General features: G+C 59.6%; 21 protein-coding genes. 11 read left to right on the top strand and 10 right to left on the bottom strand.

Annotated elements, in window-relative coordinates:
• Positions 1 to 81 precede the first annotated feature (81 nt).
• A complete protein-coding gene (locus EYC95_RS12645) occupies positions 82 to 801 on the bottom strand; it encodes a TraX family protein (RefSeq protein ID WP_131060657.1) in 720 nt (239 codons plus the stop codon).
• Between the two features lie 131 nt (positions 802 to 932).
• Here EYC95_RS12645 and EYC95_RS12640 point away from each other — a divergent pair, with 131 nt between their 5' ends.
• The 3 genes from EYC95_RS12640 (at position 933) to EYC95_RS12630 (ending at position 3,768) form a co-directional block, all read left to right on the top strand.
• Entirely contained in the window at positions 933 to 1,973 is a 1,041-nt protein-coding gene (locus tag EYC95_RS12640; protein WP_131060656.1) for a low specificity L-threonine aldolase, read from the top strand.
• A gap of 314 nt (positions 1,974 to 2,287) precedes the next feature.
• Positions 2,288 to 2,821, top strand: coding sequence for a transposase (locus EYC95_RS12635; protein ID WP_131060655.1), 534 nt, complete (start codon positions 2,288 to 2,290; stop codon positions 2,819 to 2,821).
• Between the two features lie 122 nt (positions 2,822 to 2,943).
• Positions 2,944 to 3,768, top strand: a complete 825-nt coding sequence (locus EYC95_RS12630; protein ID WP_131060654.1) for an NAD(P)-dependent oxidoreductase — start codon at positions 2,944 to 2,946, stop codon at positions 3,766 to 3,768.
• Between the two features lie 44 nt (positions 3,769 to 3,812).
• On the opposite strand, the gene gbcB is transcribed toward EYC95_RS12630, so the two are convergent.
• Positions 3,813 to 4,913 (bottom strand): glycine-betaine demethylase subunit GbcB, encoded by a 1,101-nt coding sequence (gene gbcB, locus EYC95_RS12625; protein WP_131060653.1) that lies wholly within the window; start codon positions 4,911 to 4,913, stop codon positions 3,813 to 3,815.
• Positions 4,914 to 5,200: 287 nt separating this feature from the next.
• On the opposite strand from gbcB, the gene gbcA reads away from it, so the two are divergent.
• Positions 5,201 to 6,496 carry a glycine-betaine demethylase subunit GbcA gene (gene gbcA / locus EYC95_RS12615; protein WP_131060671.1) on the top strand — a complete coding sequence of 432 codons (1,296 nt, stop codon included), beginning with the start codon at positions 5,201 to 5,203 and terminating at the stop codon, positions 6,494 to 6,496.
• A 795-nt stretch (positions 6,497 to 7,291) separates the two neighbouring features.
• Here the strand turns inward: gbcA and EYC95_RS12605 are convergent.
• From EYC95_RS12605 to EYC95_RS12575, 7 genes are all read right to left on the bottom strand, one after another.
• Positions 7,292 to 7,858, bottom strand: a complete 567-nt coding sequence (locus EYC95_RS12605; RefSeq protein WP_131060652.1) for a GNAT family N-acetyltransferase — start codon at positions 7,856 to 7,858, stop codon at positions 7,292 to 7,294.
• A 21-nt stretch (positions 7,859 to 7,879) separates the two neighbouring features.
• A complete protein-coding gene (locus EYC95_RS12600; protein ID WP_131060651.1) occupies positions 7,880 to 8,650 on the bottom strand; it encodes an electron transfer flavoprotein subunit beta in 771 nt (256 codons plus the stop codon).
• Positions 8,651 to 8,665: 15 nt separating this feature from the next.
• Positions 8,666 to 9,886 (bottom strand): electron transfer flavoprotein subunit alpha/FixB family protein, encoded by a 1,221-nt coding sequence (locus EYC95_RS12595; RefSeq protein WP_131060650.1) that lies wholly within the window; start codon positions 9,884 to 9,886, stop codon positions 8,666 to 8,668.
• On the bottom strand, positions 9,886 to 11,847 hold the full coding sequence (gene dgcB, locus EYC95_RS12590; RefSeq protein WP_131060649.1) for a dimethylglycine demethylation protein DgcB: 1,962 nt from the start codon (positions 11,845 to 11,847) through the stop codon (positions 9,886 to 9,888). Before dgcB ends, EYC95_RS12595 begins: the two co-directional genes overlap by 1 nt.
• Before the next feature lie 173 nt (positions 11,848 to 12,020).
• Positions 12,021 to 14,081: a dimethylglycine demethylation protein DgcA gene (gene dgcA / locus EYC95_RS12585; protein ID WP_131060648.1), complete on the bottom strand. Its 2,061-nt coding sequence runs from the start codon at positions 14,079 to 14,081 to the stop codon at positions 12,021 to 12,023.
• Positions 14,082 to 14,096: 15 nt separating this feature from the next.
• Positions 14,097 to 14,627, bottom strand: coding sequence for a DUF5943 domain-containing protein (locus EYC95_RS12580; protein WP_131060647.1), 531 nt, complete (start codon positions 14,625 to 14,627; stop codon positions 14,097 to 14,099).
• Positions 14,628 to 14,705: 78 nt separating this feature from the next.
• Positions 14,706 to 15,683 (bottom strand): dipeptidase, encoded by a 978-nt coding sequence (locus tag EYC95_RS12575; RefSeq protein WP_131060646.1) that lies wholly within the window; start codon positions 15,681 to 15,683, stop codon positions 14,706 to 14,708.
• Between the two features lie 236 nt (positions 15,684 to 15,919).
• Between EYC95_RS12575 and EYC95_RS12565 the strand changes: the two genes are divergently transcribed.
• From EYC95_RS12565 to EYC95_RS12550, 4 genes are all read left to right on the top strand, one after another.
• Entirely contained in the window at positions 15,920 to 16,321 is a 402-nt protein-coding gene (locus EYC95_RS12565; protein WP_131060644.1) for a lysozyme inhibitor LprI family protein, read from the top strand.
• 213 nt (positions 16,322 to 16,534) lie between these two features.
• Positions 16,535 to 16,789: a type II toxin-antitoxin system RelE/ParE family toxin gene (locus EYC95_RS12560; RefSeq protein WP_131060643.1), complete on the top strand. Its 255-nt coding sequence runs from the start codon at positions 16,535 to 16,537 to the stop codon at positions 16,787 to 16,789.
• A complete protein-coding gene (locus tag EYC95_RS12555; protein WP_131060642.1) occupies positions 16,773 to 17,096 on the top strand; it encodes a helix-turn-helix domain-containing protein in 324 nt (107 codons plus the stop codon). The genes EYC95_RS12560 and EYC95_RS12555 overlap by 17 nt, the downstream gene beginning before the upstream one ends.
• A gap of 32 nt (positions 17,097 to 17,128) precedes the next feature.
• Positions 17,129 to 17,545, top strand: coding sequence for a DUF3010 family protein (locus EYC95_RS12550; protein WP_131060641.1), 417 nt, complete (start codon positions 17,129 to 17,131; stop codon positions 17,543 to 17,545).
• A gap of 129 nt (positions 17,546 to 17,674) precedes the next feature.
• Here EYC95_RS12550 and EYC95_RS12545 read toward each other — a convergent pair whose 3' ends face one another.
• Positions 17,675 to 18,622: a GlxA family transcriptional regulator gene (locus EYC95_RS12545; protein WP_131060670.1), complete on the bottom strand. Its 948-nt coding sequence runs from the start codon at positions 18,620 to 18,622 to the stop codon at positions 17,675 to 17,677.
• Between the two features lie 195 nt (positions 18,623 to 18,817).
• On the opposite strand from EYC95_RS12545, the gene choX reads away from it, so the two are divergent.
• From choX to EYC95_RS12530, 3 genes are all read left to right on the top strand, one after another.
• The gene (choX, locus tag EYC95_RS12540) at positions 18,818 to 19,762 is read left to right on the top strand and encodes a choline ABC transporter substrate-binding protein (protein ID WP_131060640.1); all 945 of its coding nucleotides are present in this window, start codon (positions 18,818 to 18,820) and stop codon (positions 19,760 to 19,762) included.
• Between the two features lie 75 nt (positions 19,763 to 19,837).
• Positions 19,838 to 20,725: a 3-keto-5-aminohexanoate cleavage protein gene (locus tag EYC95_RS12535; RefSeq protein WP_131060639.1), complete on the top strand. Its 888-nt coding sequence runs from the start codon at positions 19,838 to 19,840 to the stop codon at positions 20,723 to 20,725.
• Between the two features lie 140 nt (positions 20,726 to 20,865).
• Positions 20,866 to 21,831, top strand: coding sequence for an L-carnitine dehydrogenase (locus EYC95_RS12530; RefSeq protein ID WP_131060638.1), 966 nt, complete (start codon positions 20,866 to 20,868; stop codon positions 21,829 to 21,831).
• The last annotated feature ends 105 nt before the right edge of the window (positions 21,832 to 21,936 follow it).

Genomic DNA, 21,936 nt, shown 5'->3' with positions numbered 1-21,936 from the left:
CTTGCTCGCGAATGCAGTGTGCCAGTCGACAACAATGCTGAATGACACACTGCATTCGCGAGCAAGCCCGCTCCCACAGGGTTATGCGAGAACTTCGCGCAAGGCCAGCAGCAGCAGGAAATGCGCGGGATAGAGCGCGTACGCCCAGCGACGCATCGGTGGTGGCGGTTTCAGTCGGCCGGCATGTCGCAACAGCAGCAAGCCAGCCAGTGGCGCGATCAGACAAGTGGTGATGCCGAGGATGGCCGCACGGTTACCAAATCGAGCGGAGTCATACAGCACCTCCCATTGGTTGGCGGCCAGACAGACCAGTCCGGGCAGCAGACTGAAGTACCAGGGCCGCTTGATCACCAGCAACATCACCAGCGGTAACAATACGCCGAAGAAACCGAACATCAGTCGCTCCGGGAACAGCGCCGCCAGCGTTAGGGCGCCGACCGCGAGTAGTCGCGATTGCAGCGTTTCCTGCTGCCAGCCACGCGCTACCAATAGCCCCAGAACCAGCGTGGGCAGCACGTTCAAGGTGTTGGGATCAGGAATGTACATCCGGTAGGGAATTTCGCTGATAGCGCTAAACAGCAGCAACCAACCCAGATAACGCCACTGGCCGTCAGTCGTCACCGCGCGGGGCCGCGCCAGGTTTGCGGCCATCGCCAGACAGAACCACGGAAAGGCCAGCCTGCCCGGAACATACAGAATATCGACGGAATAACCGACATATCGCAGGTGATCGAGCACCATACTCAACAGCGCCAGCCACTTGAGCAGGTCCAGTGCCCCATCCCTTTGCGTCATGTGCATAATTGCCCGGCGTCTTTGTATTTTTCTGACAGCATCATCGCGTGTGCTCTCCTGACGATCTTGGGTAAAGTGCGCACCATCATTGACCACGAAGCTCTTCACCATAAGAGTTTCGACCACGGAAGCCGGCCATGACCGATAAGAGCCAACAATTCGCCAGCGACAACTATTCCGGTATCTGCCCTGAAGCCTGGGCTGCCATGGAACAGGCCAACCACGGCCACCAACGCGCCTATGGCGACGACGAGTGGACCGCACGCGCGTCCGACGATTTCCGCAAACTGTTCGAAACCGATTGCGAAGTATTCTTCGCCTTCAACGGCACCGCCGCCAACTCCCTGGCCCTGTCGTCGCTGTGTCAGAGTTACCACAGCGTGATCTGCTCGGAAACCGCCCATGTCGAAACCGACGAATGCGGCGCACCGGAATTCTTTTCCAACGGCTCCAAGCTGCTCGTCGCCCGCACTGAAAACGGCAAGCTGACCCCGGAATCGATCCGCGAAATCGCGCTCAAGCGCCAGGACATCCACTACCCGAAACCGCGCGTAGTCACCCTGACCCAGGCCACCGAAGTCGGCAGCGTCTACACCCCGGAAGAAATCCGCGCCATCAGCGCCACGTGCAAGGAACTGGGCCTGAACCTGCACATGGACGGCGCGCGGTTTTCCAATGCGTGTGCGTTCCTCGGCTGCTCGCCAGCGGACCTGACCTGGAAGGCCGGCGTCGACGTGTTGTGCTTCGGCGGCACGAAAAACGGCATGGCAGTGGGTGAGGCGATTCTGTTCTTCAACCACGCACTCGCCGAAGACTTCGACTACCGCTGCAAACAGGCTGGGCAACTGGCCTCGAAGATGCGTTTCCTCTCGGCACCTTGGGTCGGGATTCTGGAAAACGGCGCCTGGCTCAAATACGCCAAACACGCCAACCACTGCGCGCAGTTGCTGGCTGAACTGGTGAGCGATATTCCAGGCGTGGAACTGATGTTCCCAGTGCAGGCCAACGGCGTGTTCCTGCAACTCTCGGAACCGGCGATCGCCGCACTGACGGCCAAGGGCTGGCGCTTCTACACCTTCATCGGCAACGGCGGCGCACGCTTCATGTGCTCGTGGGACACCGAAGAAGAACGCGTACGGGAACTGGCGGCGGATATTCGCGAGGTCATGTCCCGCTAATCTCCCACATGATCGTTCCCACGCTCCGCGTGGGAATGCCTCTCGGGACGCTCCGCGTTCCAGCTTCACCACCGGCGCAATGCCGAACGCCGTTTTGACGCAGAGCGTCACGGGCTGCATTCCCACGCGGAGCGTGGGAACGATCTTTATCCTGCCCTTGGTGCTGATCATTCCTACGTTCCACTCGGAAGCTACCGTCTAGCCACCCTGCAACAAACCCCGCAACCTGATCGTTCCCACGCTCCGCGTGGGAATGCAGCCCGGGACGCTCCGCGTTCCATCCCGCCGCACTACAAGATTCAAGGACGAATCCCATGGGTCGAAGCCGCTACACCATCACCGAACCCGACAAACCCCACTTCCTCACCTGCACCCTCATGGAATGGCTCCCGCTGTTCATCCGCCCTTACATCGTCGATCACCTGCTAAATTGCTGGCGCTATCAGCAAATCCATCAAGATCTAAAGCTGTATGGCTATGTGGTCCTGGAGAACCATCTCCACTTCGTTGCCGAGGCTCCAGACCTAAGCAAATGCCTCAGCCAATTCAAATCCTTCACCGCCCGACAAATCCTCGACGACCTGCAAAGCAAAGGCGCCGAACGCGCGTTGCAGCGTCTGCGTTTCAGCAAACGCGCGCACAAGCAGGACCGGGTGTATCAGCTATGGCAGGAAGGTTCGCATGCGGAAATGGTGTACAGCGAAGCGGTGATGCGCCAGAAGCTGGATTACATCCACTACAACCCCGTAAAACGCGGTTATGTGGATTTGCCGGAGCACTGGAGGTATTCAAGCGCCCGAAATTACGCGGGCATGGAAGGACTGATCGAGATTCAGCGCTGGTATTGAGGCGTCTCTCCCAACTGATCGTTCCCACGCAGAGCGTGGGAACGATCAGTTTCGGGGAGTTAGTCTACATTGACTGCGAGCTGCTTCGATCCGCTCAGACAATAATAATCAGGAGCGCACGCATGTCCTTACAAGGCAAAACCCTGTTCATCACCGGCGCCAGTCGCGGAATTGGTCGCGAGATCGCACTGCGGGCCGCGCGGGATGGGGCCAACATTGTGATTGCTGCCAAGAGCGCCGAACCTCATCCCAAACTGCCGGGTACGATTTTCAGCGTGGCGAAGGAAGTCGAAGCCGCGGGCGGCAAGGCGTTGGCCTTGCAGGTAGATGTGCGTGATGAAGTCGCGGTGCGTGAGGCGCTGGCCCAGGCCCATGAACATTTCGGCGCCATTGATGCACTGATCAACAACGCCGGGGCAATCAAGTTGACCGGAGTCCAGCACATCGAACTCAAGCGCTTCGACCTGATGCACCAGATCAACACCCGCGCCGTGCTGCTGTGCAGTCAGGCCGCCCTGCCCTACCTGAAAAAAACCAGCGGCCACATCCTCAACCTGTCTCCGCCGCTGAACCTGGCCACCAAGTGGTTCGCCCAGTACAGCCCGTACACCGTGACCAAGTACGGCATGAGCATGCTGACCTTGGGCATGAGCGAGGAATTCAAGAACTACGGCATCAGCGTCAATTCATTGTGGCCGCAGACGATGATTGCGACCGCCGCCATCGAATTTCAACTCGGGTCACGCGAGTCCTTCAAGCATGCGCGCACGCCTGCGATCATGGCGGATGCCGCTCACCTCATTCTGGACAGCAGCGCTCGCAGCATTACCGGTCGCTTGCTGATCGATGAGGAAATTCTGGGTGAACACGGAGTGACGGATTTTGAACAGTATCGATTTGCACCGGATACAACCGACACACTGATGCCGGATCTGTTTGTCGACTAAACGAAAGCGATCCCATCCCGATATCGGGATGGGATAACAAAGGCTTAAAACTCGATCCGCACATCACCCTTCGGCACGCTGCAGCACGAAAGAATAAACCCCTCGGCCTCATCTTCCTCGGTGATCCCGCCGTTGTGATCCATTTCGACCTCGCCACCCAGCTTCATCACCTTGCACGTCCCGCAGATCCCCATCCCGCAAGCCTTCGGAATCAACAGACCCAACTTGGCCGCCGCCGCATGCACGGTTTCACCCGGCGCTACACGAATGCTCTTGCCGGACGCGGTGAATTCCACCTGATGCAGGTCCGCCACATCGATGTCCGGTGCGTCTGCTGCTATTTCGGCCTGCTCCACCGCATCGGCACGGGCTTCCGGTGGTGTAGCACCGAAGGATTCCTCGTGATAACGCGACATGTCAAAGCCGACCGCTTCCAGCATGCGCTTGACCGCGGTCATGTACGGCGTCGGCCCGCAGCAGAAAACTTCGCGCTCAAGGAAGTCCGGCGCCATCAATTCGAGCATCTTGTGGTTCAGGTAACCGCGATACCCGGCCCACGGCTCGCCCAGACCATGCTTCTCGCAGATCAGGTGCAGGCTGAAGTTATCGATCCGCGACGCCATGTGTTCCAGTTCGCGGTGATAAATGATGTCTTTCGGCGAACGGGCGCTGTGGATAAACACCATGTCGACGTTGCCGTTGGTGTCATAGAACCAGCGAGCCATCGACATGACGGGCGTGATACCGACGCCACCGCTGAGGTACAGCACCTTCGGCGCAGTGAAGTCCATGGCGTTGAACAGCCCGACCGGCCCGTGCACGGCCAGCTCCTGGCCTTCATGCAGGGTGTCGTGCAGCCAATTGGAGACCTTGCCGCCCGGTACGCGCTTGATCGTCACCGAAAAGCTGTACGGCACCGATGGCGAGCTGGAAATGGTGTAGGAGCGCATGATCGGCACGCCTTCGATCTCCAGCTCCAGGGTGACAAACTGCCCCGGTTTAAAGAAGAACAAAATCGGCTGGTCAGCCATAAAGCAGAAGGTGCGCACATCCCAGGTTTCCTGGATGACTTTGACGCAACGGACGATGTGCCGACCATTGGCCCAGGTCTGGGTGGTTACCGGATTCAGGAAGCTGTTGGACATGCTGTTCTCCACCGCCGATGCTCGGCCTTATGTTGGCAATTCTGCGTAACGCGCGAACCACCCATTTACCTATCTGCGACATTCACATACTTATCGCGACCAGCCCATAACTACCGGGGGTTGCGCGTCGGGAACAGATTGGGCCATGTCGCCCATGGATAAGGTTCTGGCGTGCGCCGGCCCCACACTCGGTCCCACACAAAGACGTTTTCTTTACACCCTTGCGTAGCAAACCGTATCAGCCACTATTTCGCCGGCCACACAGAATGGCCTTGAGGATCAAATCGATGGACGTCACCGCAAAAATCAGTCTGGGCGATCCGCTGGAACCCGCACGCAAGGCCACCGCGCAAATGCTTCAAGAGCGCGAACGCACTTTCTCGCTGCCGCAGCCGTTTTACTCTGACGAGCGGCTGTTCGATATCGACATGCAGGAAATCTTCTCGAAAGAGTGGTTGATCGCCGGCATGACCTGCGAGATCCCGTCCAAGGGCAACTACCTGACCTTGCAAGTCGGCAAGAACCCGATCATCGTGATTCGCGGCGCCGAAGGTGTGGTGCATGCGTTCCACAACGTCTGCCGTCACCGCGGTTCGCGGCTGTGCACCAGCGAAAAAGGCAAGGTCGCCAAACTGGTTTGCCACTACCACCAGTGGACCTACGAACTGGACGGTCGCCTGCTGTTCGCCGGCACCGAAATGGGTGCCGACTTCGACATGAAGGACTATGGCCTCAAACCGGTGAACGTGAAGACGGCCGGCGGCTACATCTTCATCAGCCTGTCGGAAAACCCGCCAGCCATTGATGACTTCCTGTCGACGCTGAACCATTACATGGAACCGTACGACATGGAGAACACCAAGGTGGCGATCACCACCACCTTGATGGAAAAGGCCAACTGGAAACTGGTGCTGGAAAACAACCGCGAGTGCTACCACTGCAACGCATCGCACCCGGAACTGTTGAAAACCCTGCTGGAATGGGACGACGTCACCGACCCGCGTGCCGACCAGGCCTTCAAGGACCACGTCGCCGCCTCCGCCGCGTCCTGGGAAGCCGAAAAGATTCCTTACGCCCACGCCAGTTTCGGCCTGCGTAACCGCATCGTGCGCATGCCGCTGCTCAAGGGCACCGTGTCGATGACCCTCGACGGCAAACAGGGCTGCGCCAAACTCATGGGCCGCATCAAGAACCCGGACCTGGGCTCAATGCGCATCCTGCACCTGCCACACTCGTGGAACCACTGCATGGGTGATCACATCATCGTCTTCACCGTGTGGCCGATCAGCGCGCAGGAAACCATGGTCACCACCAAGTGGATCGTCCACAAGGACGCGGTTGAAGGCGTGGACTACGACGTGGACCGTATGCGTCAGGTCTGGGACGCCACCAACGACCAGGACCGTCGTCTGGCTGAAGAGAACCAGCGCGGGATCAACTCCACGGCGTACCAGCCAGGTCCGTATTCCAAGACCTATGAGTTCGGCGTGGTGAACTTCGTGGATTGGTACAGCGAGCGTCTGCTGAACAACCTTGGGGCTGAACCTGCGCCTTATCTCAAAGGCGTGCCGGTTCAAGGCTGACCGACCCCGCTGAGACAAAAAACCGCGAACAAGTTTCGCGGTTTTTTATTGTTCAAATTTCGATCAATCGCTTTAGAGCTGCCACGGGTGTGGGGCTGTAGAGGTTCGCGAACAAGTTATCCACACCTTCACCCACAGCAAATGGGGACAACTCGTTTTACAGCGAAAACTTTCTACACAGAAACCGAAGAAAATCCGTGACTTATCCAGAAGCAGGGTTTTGAACTGCGATTGGTTGTTTTTTGATCGGAAGCCTGTAGGGCACGAATTACGTGGCTTGCAAAGGATGGCGAACACCTTATCCACAGAAGCGCCAACAGACTTTGGGGGCAACTTCGATGGATCTGTGGAAAACCGTTGAAGGCCGCGATATACCGGGGTTTATGCGAGGTTTATCGAACTAAAACGATGATTTGATCGTTTTTTGATCACTCGCCTGATAAGCCCGTTTTATATGGCCTGTAGCGGTCAGCGAACATCTTATCCACAGATGCGCTAACAGAGATTGGGGGCAAGTATTAGCTTGCGTGAAAAGTTATCCTCAGGAAAAAGTGTGAAAAAACCGCAAGTTAGGCTGGTTGTTTTTTGTACGAAGGGTTGCAGGGCTTGATTTGCATGCTGTGTAGCGATGGGCGAACACGTTATCCACAGAAGCGCTAACAGGGATTGTGGATAAACACATCACCCCTGTGGGAGCGGGCTTGCTCGCGAAGGCGGACTGACATCCAACATTGATGTCGACTGAACCGCCGCATTCGCGAGCAAGCCCGCTCCCACAGGGATTGGGTTCGTGCCTTAAGGCCGATACACCAGATAGGCCTCACCCGTGACCCGAATCATCGGGTGCGGTGTGATCTGGCAGGTATCGACGACACGGAAGCCATGTCGCTCGTAGAACCGGCGGGCGCCGGTGTTCACGGCGTAGTCGATCAGGCTCAAGCCATTGAGCCCAAGCTGGTTGGCACGGTCGTAGGCGTAGGCGAGGAATTGCTTGCCCAGCCCCTGATTTCGCCAGCCTTCATGCAGCGCCAGGCTGGAAATATAGAGGGTGTCGGGAATTTCCATCGTGGCATAGGGCGCCAGGACCGGATCGGTCACAGGGGCCGCCAGCGGATCGTGACGCATCACGTAGCTGTGCATCATGCCGATGACATTTCCCCCTGCCTCGGCAATGAGGCAGTTCTGCCAGGAAAAATCCACGTCTTCACGGGCGTAGCGACTGGCGCCCACTTCCAGCAAATCCTGGCCGGGCTGCGCTAGCTGGCTCCAGATGTAATCCGCAGCGCCTTCTGATGAAATCTGAAACAAACGAGCAATCTCCCGCGCATCCGCGCGCAGGGCCGAACGAAATTCAACTGCCATTTTGCTGACTCCACAGGACCGTTAGCGAACTACGCCTTCCTCAATCAACAACTTGAGAATCGCCTCAGCCCCAGCCTCCGCACTCAACCCCTTAAGCACCTGCCCGCCCCCGCCGCTGGCCTTGGCCGTCGCGGCTTTCATCCGGTCCGCGCCGCTCTTGGCCTTGATCACCTTCAAGCGTTTAGGCCGTGGCTTGGCCGGTTGCAGGGTGGCGAGCGCCAGCAGTTCATCGTCGATCACTTCGACTTCATCCGCCTGCAACACCCCGCGTCGGGCCGGGCCGTAAGCGCTCTGCCGAGGTTTCGGCGCAGCGTTATCCACAGTGGCGAGAAACGGTAACCGCACCTTCAGACGACGGCGTTGACCACGTGGCAAGGCTTGCAGCACCAGCGCCGAACCGCCGTCGATGGATTCAACTTGAGCCAGCCCTATGACCAGCGGCCAGCCCAGATTTTCCGCCAGCAGAAACGGCAACATGCCCGAGCCTTCGCCGGTTTCCGCCTGGCTGCCGGTCAGCACGACCTGAGCCCCGGCGTCACGCAAATACGCGGTCAATGCCGGCAGTGCATCGGCGCCTGAAGGTTGTTCAAGCACATGCAACTGTTCCAGGCCCATGCCCAGGTACGCGCGCAATGCAGGTTCTGCGACGTCGCCGGCATGCAGCACTTGCAAGTTATCCCCAGCCAATTGCAGACCCAGTTCCACTGCTCGCGCATCCTGCTCAGCGCGACGTGGCCGGCCGGAAGTCGGGTGGGCGCCGATGGACACCAGGCTGATGATTTTTGTGCTCATGACCCTTTCCTTTCCTTAAGCCGCATCGCGCTTGGCTTCATTGCGGTAAGCCTCTACCGCGTCGATCAAGGCTTGAAGAATTTCGGCGCTTTCACCGATCACTGACAGGTCGGCCCGTTTGATCATGTCGCAGCCAGGATCGAGGTTGATCGCCACCACCTTGTCGCAGGCACCGATGCCTTGCAGGTGCTGGATCGCCCCGGAAATCCCCACCGCCACGTAGACCCTTGCGGTAACCCAGGTGCCGGACGCACCGACCTGACGGTCGCGCGCCATGAAGCCATCGTCCACTGCCACCCGGGACGCGCCTTCGGTAGCGCCCAACGCTTCGGCCGTCCTGTGGAAAAGTCCCCAGTCCTTGACCCCGTTGCCGCCGGAGAAGATGAATTCGGCTTCGGCCATCGGAATCGCCGCCGGATCCACCGCCACGGAGCCTAAATCTTCGATGCGCGAGAGACTGCGGGCAACCGTTGTGGATAACTCCACCGGCAAGGCTTCGTGACGGGTTTCGCTGACCGGTTCGGCGCATTCGACGGCGGCCAGAATCAAGCGAGCGACCGGGCGCGCAAGGTCTTGCAAACCAGCACCGGCGCGGCCGATGCACTCCTGATCCTTGACCTGCCAGACCCGCGTGGCCGGGCGTTCGCCCAGTGCAGCGGCAAAGCGTCGACCCAGTTCGCCACCGCCACTGCGGCTGTCCGGCAGCAACCAGTGACGAGGGCTGAACTGGTTATCCACAGCCCGCAGGCCCTGGACCCTTTGTTCCGGTGCATAACCGCTGAATTCGTCGCCTTCCAATACCAGCAAGCGGTCGACGCCCGCCGTAGCGAATGCGTTTTCCTTGTGTTCGCCGAAGACCACGGCCAACACGGCACCGTCGTTGCCGGCCAACTGATGAGCCAGACCGAGCAAGTCGCGGTCGTGGCTGCTCAAGCGGCCGCCGACCATGTCCGGCACCACGCTGATGTAAAACGCAGGTGCAGGCACTTGATGCAGCGGCAATTGCACTTCAACCGCGGCCGAGCGTTTGCTCGCCCCGCCCTGTTGAGCGCCGCTGCGGTCGATCCGTTTGATGCCGTTGGGACCGATAAAACCGATGCCATGGGGATTCTTGCGGATGATGCCATTAGGTCCCATCCAGCTGTGCTGCGCCGGTTGCATGGCTGCGTGCAGCGGGTGCAGACGGTTGCGGGCGATCCATTCGGCGCGTGGGTCGCGGCGGATAATGTCGCTCATCAGTGGGCCTCCGCAGGTTCACGTTGGGCCGGTGTGGTCGGCCTAGGCGCAGCGTCTTCGAGCAACGCGTCCGCCACCAGTTCAGCGATGTCCTTGATCAGCGGTCGCGGTTCGACCACGCCTTCGAGCATCGCAGTGCATTGTGGACAACCCACGGCCACCAGTTCGGCGCCGGTTTCGCGGATGTCATCCATGCGCATGTCGGGGATCCGTTGTTTCCCTGGAATGTCGGTAATCGGCGCACCGCCGCCACCGCCGCAGCAGCGCGAGCGGAAACCGGAGCGTTGCATTTCCTTGATCTCGATCCCGAGGGCGCGCAGTACTTCACGCGGTGCCTCGTATTCGCCGTTGTAACGGCCGAGGTAGCACGGGTCGTGATAGGTCACGCTGCTGCCTTTGTGCTGGCCGAGGTTCAGGGCGCCAGCGCCGATGATTTCGGCCATGTAGGTGCTGTGGTGCTGCACGAGGTAGTGGCCGTCGAAGGCGCCGTACTCGTTTTTCAACACGTGGAAGCTGTGCGGGTCGCAGGTGACGATACGGTTGAAGCTGTACTTGGCCAGGGTCTGGATGTTGCGTTTAGCCAACAACTGGAACGTCGCTTCATCGCCCAGACGTCGGGCCACGTCACCGCTGTCGCGCTCTTCAAGACCGAGCACCGCGAAGTCGACCTTGGCCGCTTTCAGCACTTTGACGAAGGCGCGCAAGGTGCGCTGGTTGCGCATGTCGAAGGCGCCGTCGCCGACCCAGAACAGCACGTCGACCGATTTCTTCTCGCTGAGCAGGTTCAGGTTCAAGTCCGCCGCCCAGTTCATCCGCCCGCCCGGCGCGAAACCGCCAGGGTTGTCGGTGGCGATCAGGTTTTCGAGGACTTCGGCACCTTTGTTCGGGGTCGCGCCTTTTTCCAGAGTCAGGTGACGACGCATGTCGACGATGGCATCGACGTGCTCGATCATCATCGGGCACTCCTCGACGCAGGCACGGCAGGTGGTGCAGGACCACAAGGTTTCAGCGTCCACCAGACCGTTGACGATGGGTTGATGCGGGTTGCCGGCGTGTTCGCCGATGGCTTTGCCCCCGCCCTCCAGAGATGGATAGGGGCTGCCAGCGAACTTGGCATCGGTGCCACCGGCGAGGCCGACCACCATGTCCTGAATCAGTTTTTTCGGGTTCAGCGGCTGGCCGGCGGCGAACGCCGGGCACGCGGCTTCGCACTTACCGCACTGCACGCAGGCGTCGAAGCCGAGCAGTTGGTTCCAGGTGAAATCCTTGGGTTTTTCCACGCCCAGTGGCGCGGTCGGATCGTTCAAGTCCAGCGGTTTCAAACCGGTGGAACGGCCGCCACCAAAACGCTCGGCGCGACGGTGCCAAGCCAAGTGCAGGGCACCGGCGAAGGCGTGCTTCATCGGCCCACCCCAGGTCATGCCGAAGAACAGTTCGCTAACGCCCCACAGCACACCGACGCCGAGGATCGCAGCCAGCACCCAGCCACCGAAGTTTTCCGGAAGGATGCCCGCCACCGGCAGGGTCAACAGGAAGAAGCTCGCAGAGAACGCCAACAGGCTTTTCGGCAGGCGCATCCATGGCCCTTTGGACAGGCGAGCCGGTGGGTTGCGACGGCGCAGAAACATGAAAATCGCACCGACGAACATCACCGCCGAGGCAATCAACAGGGCAACACCGAGAATGCGACTGTGCAGGCCGAAACCGTGGACCAGTATCGCCAGCACCATTGACGCCACCGCACCACCCGCCGTGGCGACGTGAGTGTTGGCGATGTATTTGTCCCGCGCGACAACATGGTGCAAGTCGACCATGTAACGCTTGGGCATGGCGAACAGGCCGCCGATCAGGTCGACTTTCGAAGCTCGACCTCGGCGCCACATAGCCACCCGCCGCAACGCGCCCAGGACAGCAAGTCCGGTGGCTGCGAACAACAGGATTGGAAGAAGGGTGTTCAACATGGTGGAGCTCCCAAAGACCTCGGGTCTTGCAGGCCTAACTAGCTGGATGCCTTGCTCGAATTCCTGTAGGAGCGAGGCTTGCCCGCGAAGGCGATGGATCAGCCGACATCAATGTTGAATGTCAGGACGCCTTCGCGGGCAAGCCTCGCTCCTACAGGGTTATCCACAAGCTCTTAGAAATCCTTGCACAACCGCAGCGCGTCGTAGATCGCCGCGTGGGTGTTGCGCTGGGCCACGCAGTCGCCGATGCGGAACAGCAAGTAACCGTCACCCGCCTGGCTCAGCGAAGGCTGCGGCTTGATCGCGAACAAGGCTTCGATGTCCATCTGGCCTTTGTTGCGCGACGCTTCCTTCAGGGCGTAGTAGATTTCTTCGTCCGGACGCACGCCGTTTTCGACGACCACCTGGTCCACCACCCGCTCCTCTTTGGCGCCGGTGTATTCGTTTTCCAGCACCGCCACCAGCTTGTCGCCTTCGCGGTAGACCTTCTCCAGCATCATGTCCCCGGTCATGATCACTTCTTTGGGGTACATGCTGCGGTAGTAAGTCGGGAACGACGTGCCGCCAATCGCCACGCCCGGTTTGATGTCGTCGGTGACGATCTCGACCTGGCTGCCCTTGTCGGCGAGGAAGTCGGCGGTCGACATCCCGGTGAATTCGCAAATGGTGTCGTAGACCAGCACGTTCTTGCCCGGTGCGACCTTGCCATCGAGGATGTCCCAGCTGCTGACCACCAGGCCTTCAGCCGCGCCCCAATGTTCGTTCTGCTCCAGGAATGGATGACCGCCGACGGCGAGCACCACCACGTCCGGACGCAAGTCCAGAATAGTTGCCGCATCGGCCGCCACGCCCAGGCGCAGGTCGACTTTCAAACGGGCCAGCTCAAGCTGGAACCAGCGAGTGATGCCGGCAATCTGGTCACGCTGTGGAGCTTTCGAGGCGGTCGTGATCTGGCCACCGATGAATTCTTTCTTCTCGAACAGGGTCACGTCGTGGCCGCGTTCGGCCGACACGCGAGCGGCTTCCATCCCGGCAGGACCGGCACCGACCACCACCACTTTGCGCTTCACACCGGTCGATTTCTCGATGATGTGCGGCACGCCCATGTATTCACGGGAGGTCGCGGCGTTCTGGATGCACAAGACGTCCAGGCCCTGGTACTGACGGTCGATGCAGTAGTTGGCGCCGACGCATTGTTTGATCTGGTCGATCTGACCCATTTTGATCTTGGCGATCAGGTGCGGGTCGGCGATGTGGGCGCGGGTCATGCCGACCATGTCCACGTAGCCGCCTTCCAGAATACGGGTCGCCTGGTTCGGGTCCTTGATGTTCTGCGCGTGCAAAACAGGGGCCTTGACCACTTCTTTGATACCGGCAGCCAGGTGCAGGAACGGCTCCGGTGGATAACTCATGTTCGGGATAACGTTGGCCAGGGTGTTATGGGTGTCGCAACCCGAACCCACCACGCCGATGAAGTCGATCATGCCGGTGTCGTCGTAGTACTTGGCGATCTGCTTCATGTCCTCGTGGGACAAGCCGTCCGGGTGGAATTCGTCACCGCACAGACGGATGCCGACGCAGAAATCCGGGCCGACTTCAGCCCGCACAGCCTTGATCACTTCCAGGCCGAAACGCATGCGGTTCTCGAAACTGCCGCCCCACTCGTCGGTGCGTTTGTTGACCCGCGGACTCCAGAACTGGTCGATCATGTGTTGGTGCACGGCGGACAATTCGACGCCGTCCAGGCCACCGGCCTTGGCGCGGCCAGCCGCAGTGGCGTAGTTGCCGATTACCCGCCAGATTTCTTCCGGCTCGATGGTTTTGCAGGTCGCACGGTGCACCGGCTCACGGATGCCCGACGGCGACAACAGGGTTGGCCAATGCTCGCCGTCCCAACGGGAACGACGGCCCATGTGGGTAATCTGGATCATGATCTTGGCGCCATGCTTGTGCATGGCATCGGCCAGGTTCTGGAAGTGCGGAATGATCCGGTCGTCGGCCAGGTTGACCGACTTCCACCAGCCTTGCGGGCTGTCGATGGCCACGCTGGAGGAACCGCCGCAAATCGCCAGGCCGATCCCGCCCTTGGCTTTCTCTTCGTAATACTTGACGTACCGGTCGGTGGTCATGCCGCCGTCGGTGGCGTAGACCTCGGCGTGCGCGGTGCTGAGCACGCGGTTACGGATGGTCAGTTTGCCGATCTGGATCGGCTGGAACATTGCTTCGAAAGCCATGGCGGGGTCCTCGACTTACAACGGCTTGACGGTGAACAAACCGTCGTCGTGGCCTTCTTCGGAGCCACCGTAGACTTGTTCGGCAACCGTGCGAATTTTGCTGCCGCGGGCTTGCAGAATCTGGTCCATGGCACCGGCAAACCAGCCGGTGAACATGTAGTCGACCTTACGTCCGACCTTGCCGTACACGTAGACGAACGCCGAGTGTTCGAGCTTGACGCTGGCAGTGCCTTTGTCGAGGTCGATGTCCTGGATCTTGAACAGGCCCCAGCCGCGTTGCGACAGGCGCTTCATGTAGTGTTCGAACACCGCAACGCCTTCCAGGCCGTGGCATTCAGCTTCTTTTTCACACCAGTGCCAGGCGGATTTGTAGCCGGCCTTGTAGAGGATTTCGGCGTAGGCGTCGGCGCCCAGCACTTCCTCGATGCCCATGTGGTTGTTGACGAAGAAGTGACGCGGCACATACAGCATTGGCAGGGCATCGGAGGTCCAGATACCGGTTTCGCTGTCGACTTCAATTGGCAATTGCGGGGCGATCTTGGCCATGGAAACTTAACTCCAGAAAATTTTTTGTGTTGCCCCCGGCGCGGACGGCCTGGGGAAAGGATTCAGAGGTGCTGTGGCTTACTCGCCCCAGACGTCCTTGAGGACGTTGACCCAGTTCTCGCCCATGATCTTGCGGACCACGCGCTCGGGATGGCCGCGCTTGAGCAGGGTTTCGGTCAGGTTCGGGAACTCGCCGACGGTGCGGATGCCCAGCGGGTTGATGATCTTGCCGAAGCTGGTCAGGCGGCGGGCGTAGCCCTTGTCATGGGTCAGGTATTCGAAGAAGTCCTGGCCATGGCCCTGGGTGAAGTCCGTGCCAATGCCGATCGCGTCTTCGCCGACGATGTTCATGGTGTATTCAATGGCTTCGGCGTAATCGTCGATGGTCGAATCGATGCCCTTGGCCAGGAACGGCGCGAACATGGTCACACCGACGAAGCCGCCGTGATCGGCGATGAACTTCAGTTCTTCATCGGATTTGTTGCGCGGGTGAATTTTCAGACCCGACGGCAGGCAATGGGAGTAGCAGACCGGCTTCTTGGATTCAAGGATGACCTCTTCGGAGGTTTTCGAACCCACGTGGGACAGGTCGCACATGACGCCGACGCGGTTCATCTCTGCGACGATTTCACGACCGAAACCCGACAGGCCGCCATCGCGCTCGTAGCAGCCGGTACCGACCAGGTTTTGGGTGTTGTAGCACATCTGCACAATACCGACGCCGAGCTGCTTGAACACCTCGACGTAGCCGATCTGGTCTTCGAAGGCGTGAGCATTCTGGAAGCCGAACAGGATCCCGGTCTTGCCCTGCTCCTTGGCCTTGCGAATATCGGCGGTGGTGCGCACTGGAATCACCAGGTCGCTGTTTTCGCGGATCAGCTTCTGGCTGGCGGCGATATTGTTGACGGTGGCCTGGAAGCCCTCCCACACCGACACGGTGCAGTTGGCTGCGGTCAGACCGCCCTTGCGCATGTCTTCGAACAGCTCACGGTTCCACTTGGCAATAATCAGCCCGTCGATAACGATGCTGTCGGCGTGCAATTCGGCTGGGCTCATCAGGCTGTCCCCTATTAGCGATTCGTGCGCCGAATCGTGTGCCGGCGCTTTGGGGCCAGCATATGCCTGAGGGACGGGGTAGCCGGGTGCAAAAACGACAGGGGGTTTGCCGAAAGCGTCAATCTGCGACAAAGGGTCGTTGATGGACGCAATCACCCACCTGTTCAAGGGCCGCGGCTTGGGCCAGAATTCGCTGCATTACTGAATAGGCACTAAAAAAAAGGGGCTGCGTCGCAATGAGAACGATCTTCCTGGCTTTGGCACTGATAGCGACCGGCGTACACGCGGCTGAAGAGGCCGACGACAACCCCTGCGACAAAGTCGAAAACGACGTCCAGACCCTGGAATGCTCCGCCTACAGCAGGACCACCGCCGAAGACCTGCTCAAAGACAACTACCAAAGTCTGAACGAGCGCATGCAAACGGCCTACGGCAAGAATCAGGCGCAACTGGCCGACATCACCGCCAAGCTCAAGGCTGCGCAACAACAGTGGCTGAAAACCCGGGATGCGGATTGCGCGGTTGAGGCGTTTCCGGCGACCAGTGGTAGCAAGGCGTTCACGATTGCGCAGAATGATTGCGTGGCGCGGATGAGTGATGAGCGGTCGGAGTTTTTGGAGTCGATTGGGCAGGAGTGATCCTGAATTTCTGTCGGAAGCTGGCACCCTCGCCGGCTTTCGATTCTCAAGAGATGCTGTTTCCTACAAACCTTGCTGACTAAACCTACAGCACTCCCTACACCTCGCAGCAGACCCTATTGCCCGGGCAACATCCCGACATGCTTCGTTAATTGGCCGAGAGAGAAATATAAGTAACGATTGGAAAATCTTATAAAAGACTTATATTCTCCCATGAACAGCATTCACTGGACTCGAAAAGCCGTTAAGCAGCTTCTGAAATTGCATTCCGCTCACCAGATCCAGGTTCGTGATGCAGTCACTGTGCTGACTGACATGCCTGACATCGGCAATGTCAAAGCACTGGTCGGTCATGACTACGCCTATCGACTTCGAGTGGGTAACTATCGAGTCATGTTCGACTGGGATGGCGCAATCAAAGTGGTCAGTATTCAAGAGGTCAAAAAACGCGATGAACGCACCTACTGACGTTCAAATCATCAATGACGCAGACGGAAACCCGGCATTCGTGGTTATCCCTTACGCGCAATACGTGGCACAAAAAATTGAGCCCGACCTGATCCCACACGAAGTGGTCAGCCGTATCGTCGATGGCGCTACACCGATTCGCGCCTGGCGCGAACACTTGAACCTTACACAAGATGAGGTGGCCAAACGTATGGGCATTTCTCAACCGGCTTTTGCCCAGCAAGAGACCGTCGCGAAGCCACGCAAGGCCACTCGCGAGAAAATTGCCGCGGCGTTTGGTATCACGGCCAATCAACTTGAGCTGTAGGCTGCACACAACCATTGGTGAAAGGAATCGACATGAAAATCTGCGGCATCGAAATCAAAGGCAGCGAAGCGATCATTGCCGTGGCCGCCCTGGACGGGCAGACGCTTGGCCACGTCGCCCTGACCACCAAGAAAATCGCTTTGGACGATGACGACGAAGCCGCCAACGTCAAAGTGTTTGCTGCTCAGGTGGCGTCGTTCGTGCGTGAGAATTCCATCGACCGGATCGCGATCAAGAAGCGCAGCAAGAAAGGTGAGTTCGCCGGTGGGCCGACCACGTTCAAGATCGAGGGCGTTTTTCAGTTGCTGGAGAGTTGTGAGGTGACGTTGCTGTCGCCGCAGACGATCAATGCGCAGAACAAGAAATTCGACTTTGCACTGCCAGAGACGCTGAACAAGTATCAGCATGAGGCATTTAAAGCGGCCTGCTCCGCACTGATGAAAAAGTAAGTGGCACAGACCCTGTAGGAGCGAGGCTTGCCCGCGAAGAGGCCGGCACATCCAAAATCAGTGTCGACTGATACGCCGCCTTCGCGGGCAAACCTCGCTCCTACAGGGTCCGGTTTCACCGCTGGACGTTCAGGCCTTCTGGCTTTGTCGGCGATCTTCCCGCGGGCACCGCGCAAACCGCGCCCGATAGCTGCGGGTGAAATACGACGGCGATTCAAACCCGCACGCGATGCTCACTTCCAGCACACTCATGTCCGTCTGCCGCAGCAACTGCCGCGCTTTCTCCAGCCGTAAGCGCAGGTAGAAATTGCTCGGCGTGTCGTTCAGGTGCAGGCGAAACAATCGCTCCAACTGCCGCCGCGTCACCTTGATCGATTCGGCTAACGCCAATGTGCTCAACGGTGGTTCGCTGTGCTGCTCCATCTCGCCAATCACCTGCACCAATTTCTTATTGCTGATGCCATAACGCGTGGCGACTTCCATGCGCTGGTGGTCTTTGCGCGGGCGGATGCGCCCCAGTACGAACTGTTCGCTGACCTGGATCGCCAGTTCCGGGCCGTGAGCCTGGCTGATGAGGTCGAGCATCAGGTCGATGGACGCCGTGCCGCCGGCGGAGGTAATGCGCCGGCGGTCGATCTCGAACAGTTCCTGGGTGACGCTGAGCTGTGGATAGGACTCCTTGAACGCGTCGATGGCTTCCCAGTGCAGGGTCAGTCGATGGCCGTCGAGCAGGCCGGCTTCGGCGAGGACGAAGCTGCCGGTGTCGATAGCGCCGAGGGTCACGCCTTCGTTGTCGAGTCGGCGCAGCCAATGCTCCAGCGCCGGAGTGGCGAATTTGAGGGGTTCGAAGCCGGCGACCACCAAAAGGGTCGCGCCTTTCTTCAACGGTTCCAGCGCCGCATCGGCGTTGACCGACATGCCATTGCTGGCCAGCACCGCCCCGCCGTCAACGCTCAGCACATGCCAGCGATACAGCTCGCCGCGAAAGCGATTGGCGACCCGCAGCGGCTCGATCGCCGAGATGAAACCGATGGCCGAGAAACCCGGCATCAACAAAAAGTAGAAATCCTGGGACATGGAGCGCACTCGGTTGACGGGTAGCGTGTGGACGTTGATACGCCAGTTGTCGATGGCATTCAAGAGGACAGGTCGCTGCAGTGCAAGAGCTGGTCGCCGTAGTGCGCTTTCACAGGGGCTATGCTGCGTAACTTGAGCATCACCGGCGCACGAAGACGCCCGGACCCACAATAACGACCTGCCGAGGAACCCGACATGAAACGACTGATCAGCAGCTGTGTTCTTGCACTCAGCGGTACCGCTTTCTTGAGCGCCAGCGTCATGGCGGCCGAACCTGCTTCATGCCAGAACGTGCGCATGGGCGTAGTGAACTGGACCGACGTGATCGCCACCAGCGCCATGACCCAGGTCCTGCTCGACGGCCTCGGCTACAACACCAAACAAACCAGCGCTTCCCAGCAAATCATCTTCGCCGGGATCCGCGACCAGCGCCTGGACCTGTTCCTGGGCTACTGGAACCCGCTGATGACCCAGACCATCACGCCGTTCGTCGATGGCAATCAGGTCAAAGTGCTTGAAGCGCCAAGCCTGAAAGACGCTCGCGCCACCCTCGCCGTACCGACTTACCTCGCCGACAAGGGCCTGAAAACCTTCGCCGACATCGCCAAGTTCGAAAAAGAACTGGGCGGCAAGATTTACGGCATCGAGCCAGGCTCGGGCGCCAACACCCAGATCAAGGCGATGATCGCCAAGAACCAGTTTGGCCTCGGCAAATTCCAGCTGGTCGAGTCCAGCGAAGCCGGCATGCTCGCGGCGGTGGATCGCGCGGTGCGCCGCAAAGAGGCCGTGGTGTTCTTCGGCTGGGCGCCGCATCCGATGAACGTCAACGTGCAGATGACTTATCTCACTGGCAGCGAAGACGCGCTCGGCCCGAACGAAGGCATGGCCACAGTCTGGACCGTCACCTCGCCGAACTACGCGCAGCAATGCCCGAACATTGGCAAATTGCTGAGCAACCTGACCTACACCGCCGAAGACGAGAGCCGGATGATGCAGCCGCTGCTCGATCACAAAGACGCTTTCGAGTCGGCCAAGCAATGGCTGAAAGATCACCCGCAAGACAAGCAACGCTGGCTCGAAGGCGTGACCACCTTCGATGGCAAACCGGCGGCTGACAATCTGAAACTGACCAGCAAATAAACCCCGATTGAACCACCGACTCGCAGCCCTACGGGGCTGCGAACGGAACCATCACGCCTGCAAGGAACCCGCCTCATGAACCACGACGTCATCATCACCTGCGCACTTACCGGTGCTGGCGACACGACCGCCAGAAGCCCACACGTGCCGGTCACCCCGAAACAAATCGCCGCCGCCGCGATAGAAGCCGCAAAAGCGGGCGCTACGGTTGTTCACTGCCATGTGCGCAACCCGGAAACCGGCAAGTTCAGCCGTGATGTGGCGCTTTACCGCGAAGTGATGGAGCGCATCCGCGAGGCCGACGTCGACATCATCGTCAACCTCACTGCTGGCATGGGCGGCGACCTGGAAATCGGCGCGGGCGAGAACCCGATGGAGTTCGGCCCGAACACCGACCTGGTCGGCCCGCTGACCCGTCTGGCCCACGTTGAAGAACTGCTGCCGGAAATCTGCACCCTCGATTGCGGCACCCTGAACTTCGGCGACGGCGACACCATTTACGTGTCCACCCCGGCCCAGCTACGCGCTGGCGCCAAACGCATTCAAGAGCTGGGCGTGAAGGCCGAACTGGAAATCTTCGACACCGGTCACCTGTGGTTCGCCAAACAGCTGATCAAGGAAGGCCTGCTCGACGACCCACTGTTCCAGCTCTGCCTGGGCATCCCGTGGGGCGCGCCGGCCGACACCACCACCATGAAAGCCATGGTCGACAACCTGCCTGCCAATGCGGTCTGGGCTGGCTTCGGCATCGGACGCATGCAAATGCCGATGGCGGCACAAGCCGTGCTGCTCGGCGGCAACGTGCGGGTCGGTCTGGAAGACAACATCTGGTTGGACAAGGGCGTACTGGCGACCAACGGCCAACTGGTCGAACGCGCCTCGGAAATCCTCAGCCGCCTCGGCGCCCGCGTTCTGACGCCGGCTGAAGGCCGGGCAAAAATGGGCCTGACCAAGCGCGGTTAAACCCACACACAAAACCTGTAGGAGCGAGGCTTGCCCGCGAAGGGGCCGGTACATCCGCCACATTGTCTGTGGCTGAAATACCGTCTTCGCGAGCAAGCTTCGCTCCTACAGGGATCACCGAATTTCCTTAGGACGACGCCATGAGCTTTATCACCGAAATCAAAACCTTCGCAGCGTTGGGCAGCGGTGTCATCGGCAGCGGCTGGGTATCTCGCGCCCTCGCCCACGGCCTCGACGTTGTCGCCTGGGACCCGGCGCCCGGTGCAGAAGCCGCGCTGCGCAAACGCGTCGCCAATGCCTGGGGTGCGCTGGAGAAACAAGGCTTGGCGCCTGGCGCCTCGCAGGATCGGCTGCGCTTTGTCGCGACGATTGAAGAGTGCGTTCGCGACGCGGATTTCATTCAGGAAAGCGCCCCGGAACGCCTCGATCTGAAACTGGAACTGCACAGCAAAATCAGCGCAGCGGCCAAGCCCAATGCCTTGATCGGTTCCAGCACCTCGGGCCTGTTACCGAGCGAGTTTTACGAGAGTTCGACGCACCCGGAACGCTGCGTGGTCGGGCACCCGTTCAACCCGGTTTACCTGCTGCCGCTGGTGGAAGTGGTCGGTGGCAAAAACACGGCGCCTGAAGCGGTTCAAGCGGCGATGAAAGTGTATGAATCCCTGGGCATGCGTCCGCTGCATGTGCGCAAGGAAGTGCCGGGCTTTATCGCCGACCGTTTGCTCGAAGCGCTGTGGCGTGAGGCGCTGCACCTGGTTAAGGACGGTGTGGCGACCACTGGCGAAATTGACGATGCGATCCGCTTTGGCGCGGGACTGCGCTGGTCGTTCATGGGCACGTTCCTGACCTACACCCTGGCGGGTGGCGATGCGGGGATGCGGCACTTCATGGCGCAGTTCGGCCCGGCGTTGCAGTTGCCGTGGACGTACTTGCCAGCACCGGAACTGACCGACAAATTGATCGATGATGTGGTGGACGGGACCAGTGATCAGCTGGGCAAACACAGCATTTCGGCCCTGGAGCGCTATCGTGATGATTGTTTGCTGGCGGTGCTGGAGGCGGTAAAAACCACCAAAGAGAAACACGGCATGGCGTTTAGCGAGTAACGAGCCAGCAGGCCTGCCCCCTTCGCGAGCAAGCCCGCTCCCACATTGGTTCTGCGTTGTGACATAGACAGTGTTCACACCACTAATCCCTTGTGGGAGCGGGCT

The sequence above is a fragment of the Pseudomonas sp. BGI-2 genome, assembly GCF_004310295.1.
GTDB lineage: Bacteria > Pseudomonadota > Gammaproteobacteria > Pseudomonadales > Pseudomonadaceae > Aquipseudomonas.
The sequence above is the reverse complement of the archived record's forward strand: the minus strand, read 5'-3'. Positions and strand labels throughout refer to the sequence as shown.

Coding starts and splice junctions, on each gene's coding strand:
- EYC95_RS12645 (WP_131060657.1), bottom strand. CDS start 801: ATGCACATGACGCAAAGGGATGGGGCACTGGACCTGCTCAAGTGGCTG.
- EYC95_RS12640 (WP_131060656.1), top strand. CDS start 933: ATGACCGATAAGAGCCAACAATTCGCCAGCGACAACTATTCCGGTATC.
- EYC95_RS12635 (WP_131060655.1), top strand. CDS start 2,288: ATGGGTCGAAGCCGCTACACCATCACCGAACCCGACAAACCCCACTTC.
- EYC95_RS12630 (WP_131060654.1), top strand. CDS start 2,944: ATGTCCTTACAAGGCAAAACCCTGTTCATCACCGGCGCCAGTCGCGGA.
- gbcB (WP_131060653.1), bottom strand. CDS start 4,913: ATGTCCAACAGCTTCCTGAATCCGGTAACCACCCAGACCTGGGCCAAT.
- gbcA (WP_131060671.1), top strand. CDS start 5,201: ATGGACGTCACCGCAAAAATCAGTCTGGGCGATCCGCTGGAACCCGCA.
- EYC95_RS12605 (WP_131060652.1), bottom strand. CDS start 7,858: ATGGCAGTTGAATTTCGTTCGGCCCTGCGCGCGGATGCGCGGGAGATT.
- EYC95_RS12600 (WP_131060651.1), bottom strand. CDS start 8,650: ATGAGCACAAAAATCATCAGCCTGGTGTCCATCGGCGCCCACCCGACT.
- EYC95_RS12595 (WP_131060650.1), bottom strand. CDS start 9,886: ATGAGCGACATTATCCGCCGCGACCCACGCGCCGAATGGATCGCCCGC.
- dgcB (WP_131060649.1), bottom strand. CDS start 11,847: ATGTTGAACACCCTTCTTCCAATCCTGTTGTTCGCAGCCACCGGACTT.
- dgcA (WP_131060648.1), bottom strand. CDS start 14,081: ATGGCTTTCGAAGCAATGTTCCAGCCGATCCAGATCGGCAAACTGACC.
- EYC95_RS12580 (WP_131060647.1), bottom strand. CDS start 14,627: ATGGCCAAGATCGCCCCGCAATTGCCAATTGAAGTCGACAGCGAAACC.
- EYC95_RS12575 (WP_131060646.1), bottom strand. CDS start 15,683: ATGAGCCCAGCCGAATTGCACGCCGACAGCATCGTTATCGACGGGCTG.
- EYC95_RS12565 (WP_131060644.1), top strand. CDS start 15,920: ATGAGAACGATCTTCCTGGCTTTGGCACTGATAGCGACCGGCGTACAC.
- EYC95_RS12560 (WP_131060643.1), top strand. CDS start 16,535: ATGAACAGCATTCACTGGACTCGAAAAGCCGTTAAGCAGCTTCTGAAA.
- EYC95_RS12555 (WP_131060642.1), top strand. CDS start 16,773: ATGAACGCACCTACTGACGTTCAAATCATCAATGACGCAGACGGAAAC.
- EYC95_RS12550 (WP_131060641.1), top strand. CDS start 17,129: ATGAAAATCTGCGGCATCGAAATCAAAGGCAGCGAAGCGATCATTGCC.
- EYC95_RS12545 (WP_131060670.1), bottom strand. CDS start 18,622: ATGTCCCAGGATTTCTACTTTTTGTTGATGCCGGGTTTCTCGGCCATC.
- choX (WP_131060640.1), top strand. CDS start 18,818: ATGAAACGACTGATCAGCAGCTGTGTTCTTGCACTCAGCGGTACCGCT.
- EYC95_RS12535 (WP_131060639.1), top strand. CDS start 19,838: ATGAACCACGACGTCATCATCACCTGCGCACTTACCGGTGCTGGCGAC.
- EYC95_RS12530 (WP_131060638.1), top strand. CDS start 20,866: ATGAGCTTTATCACCGAAATCAAAACCTTCGCAGCGTTGGGCAGCGGT.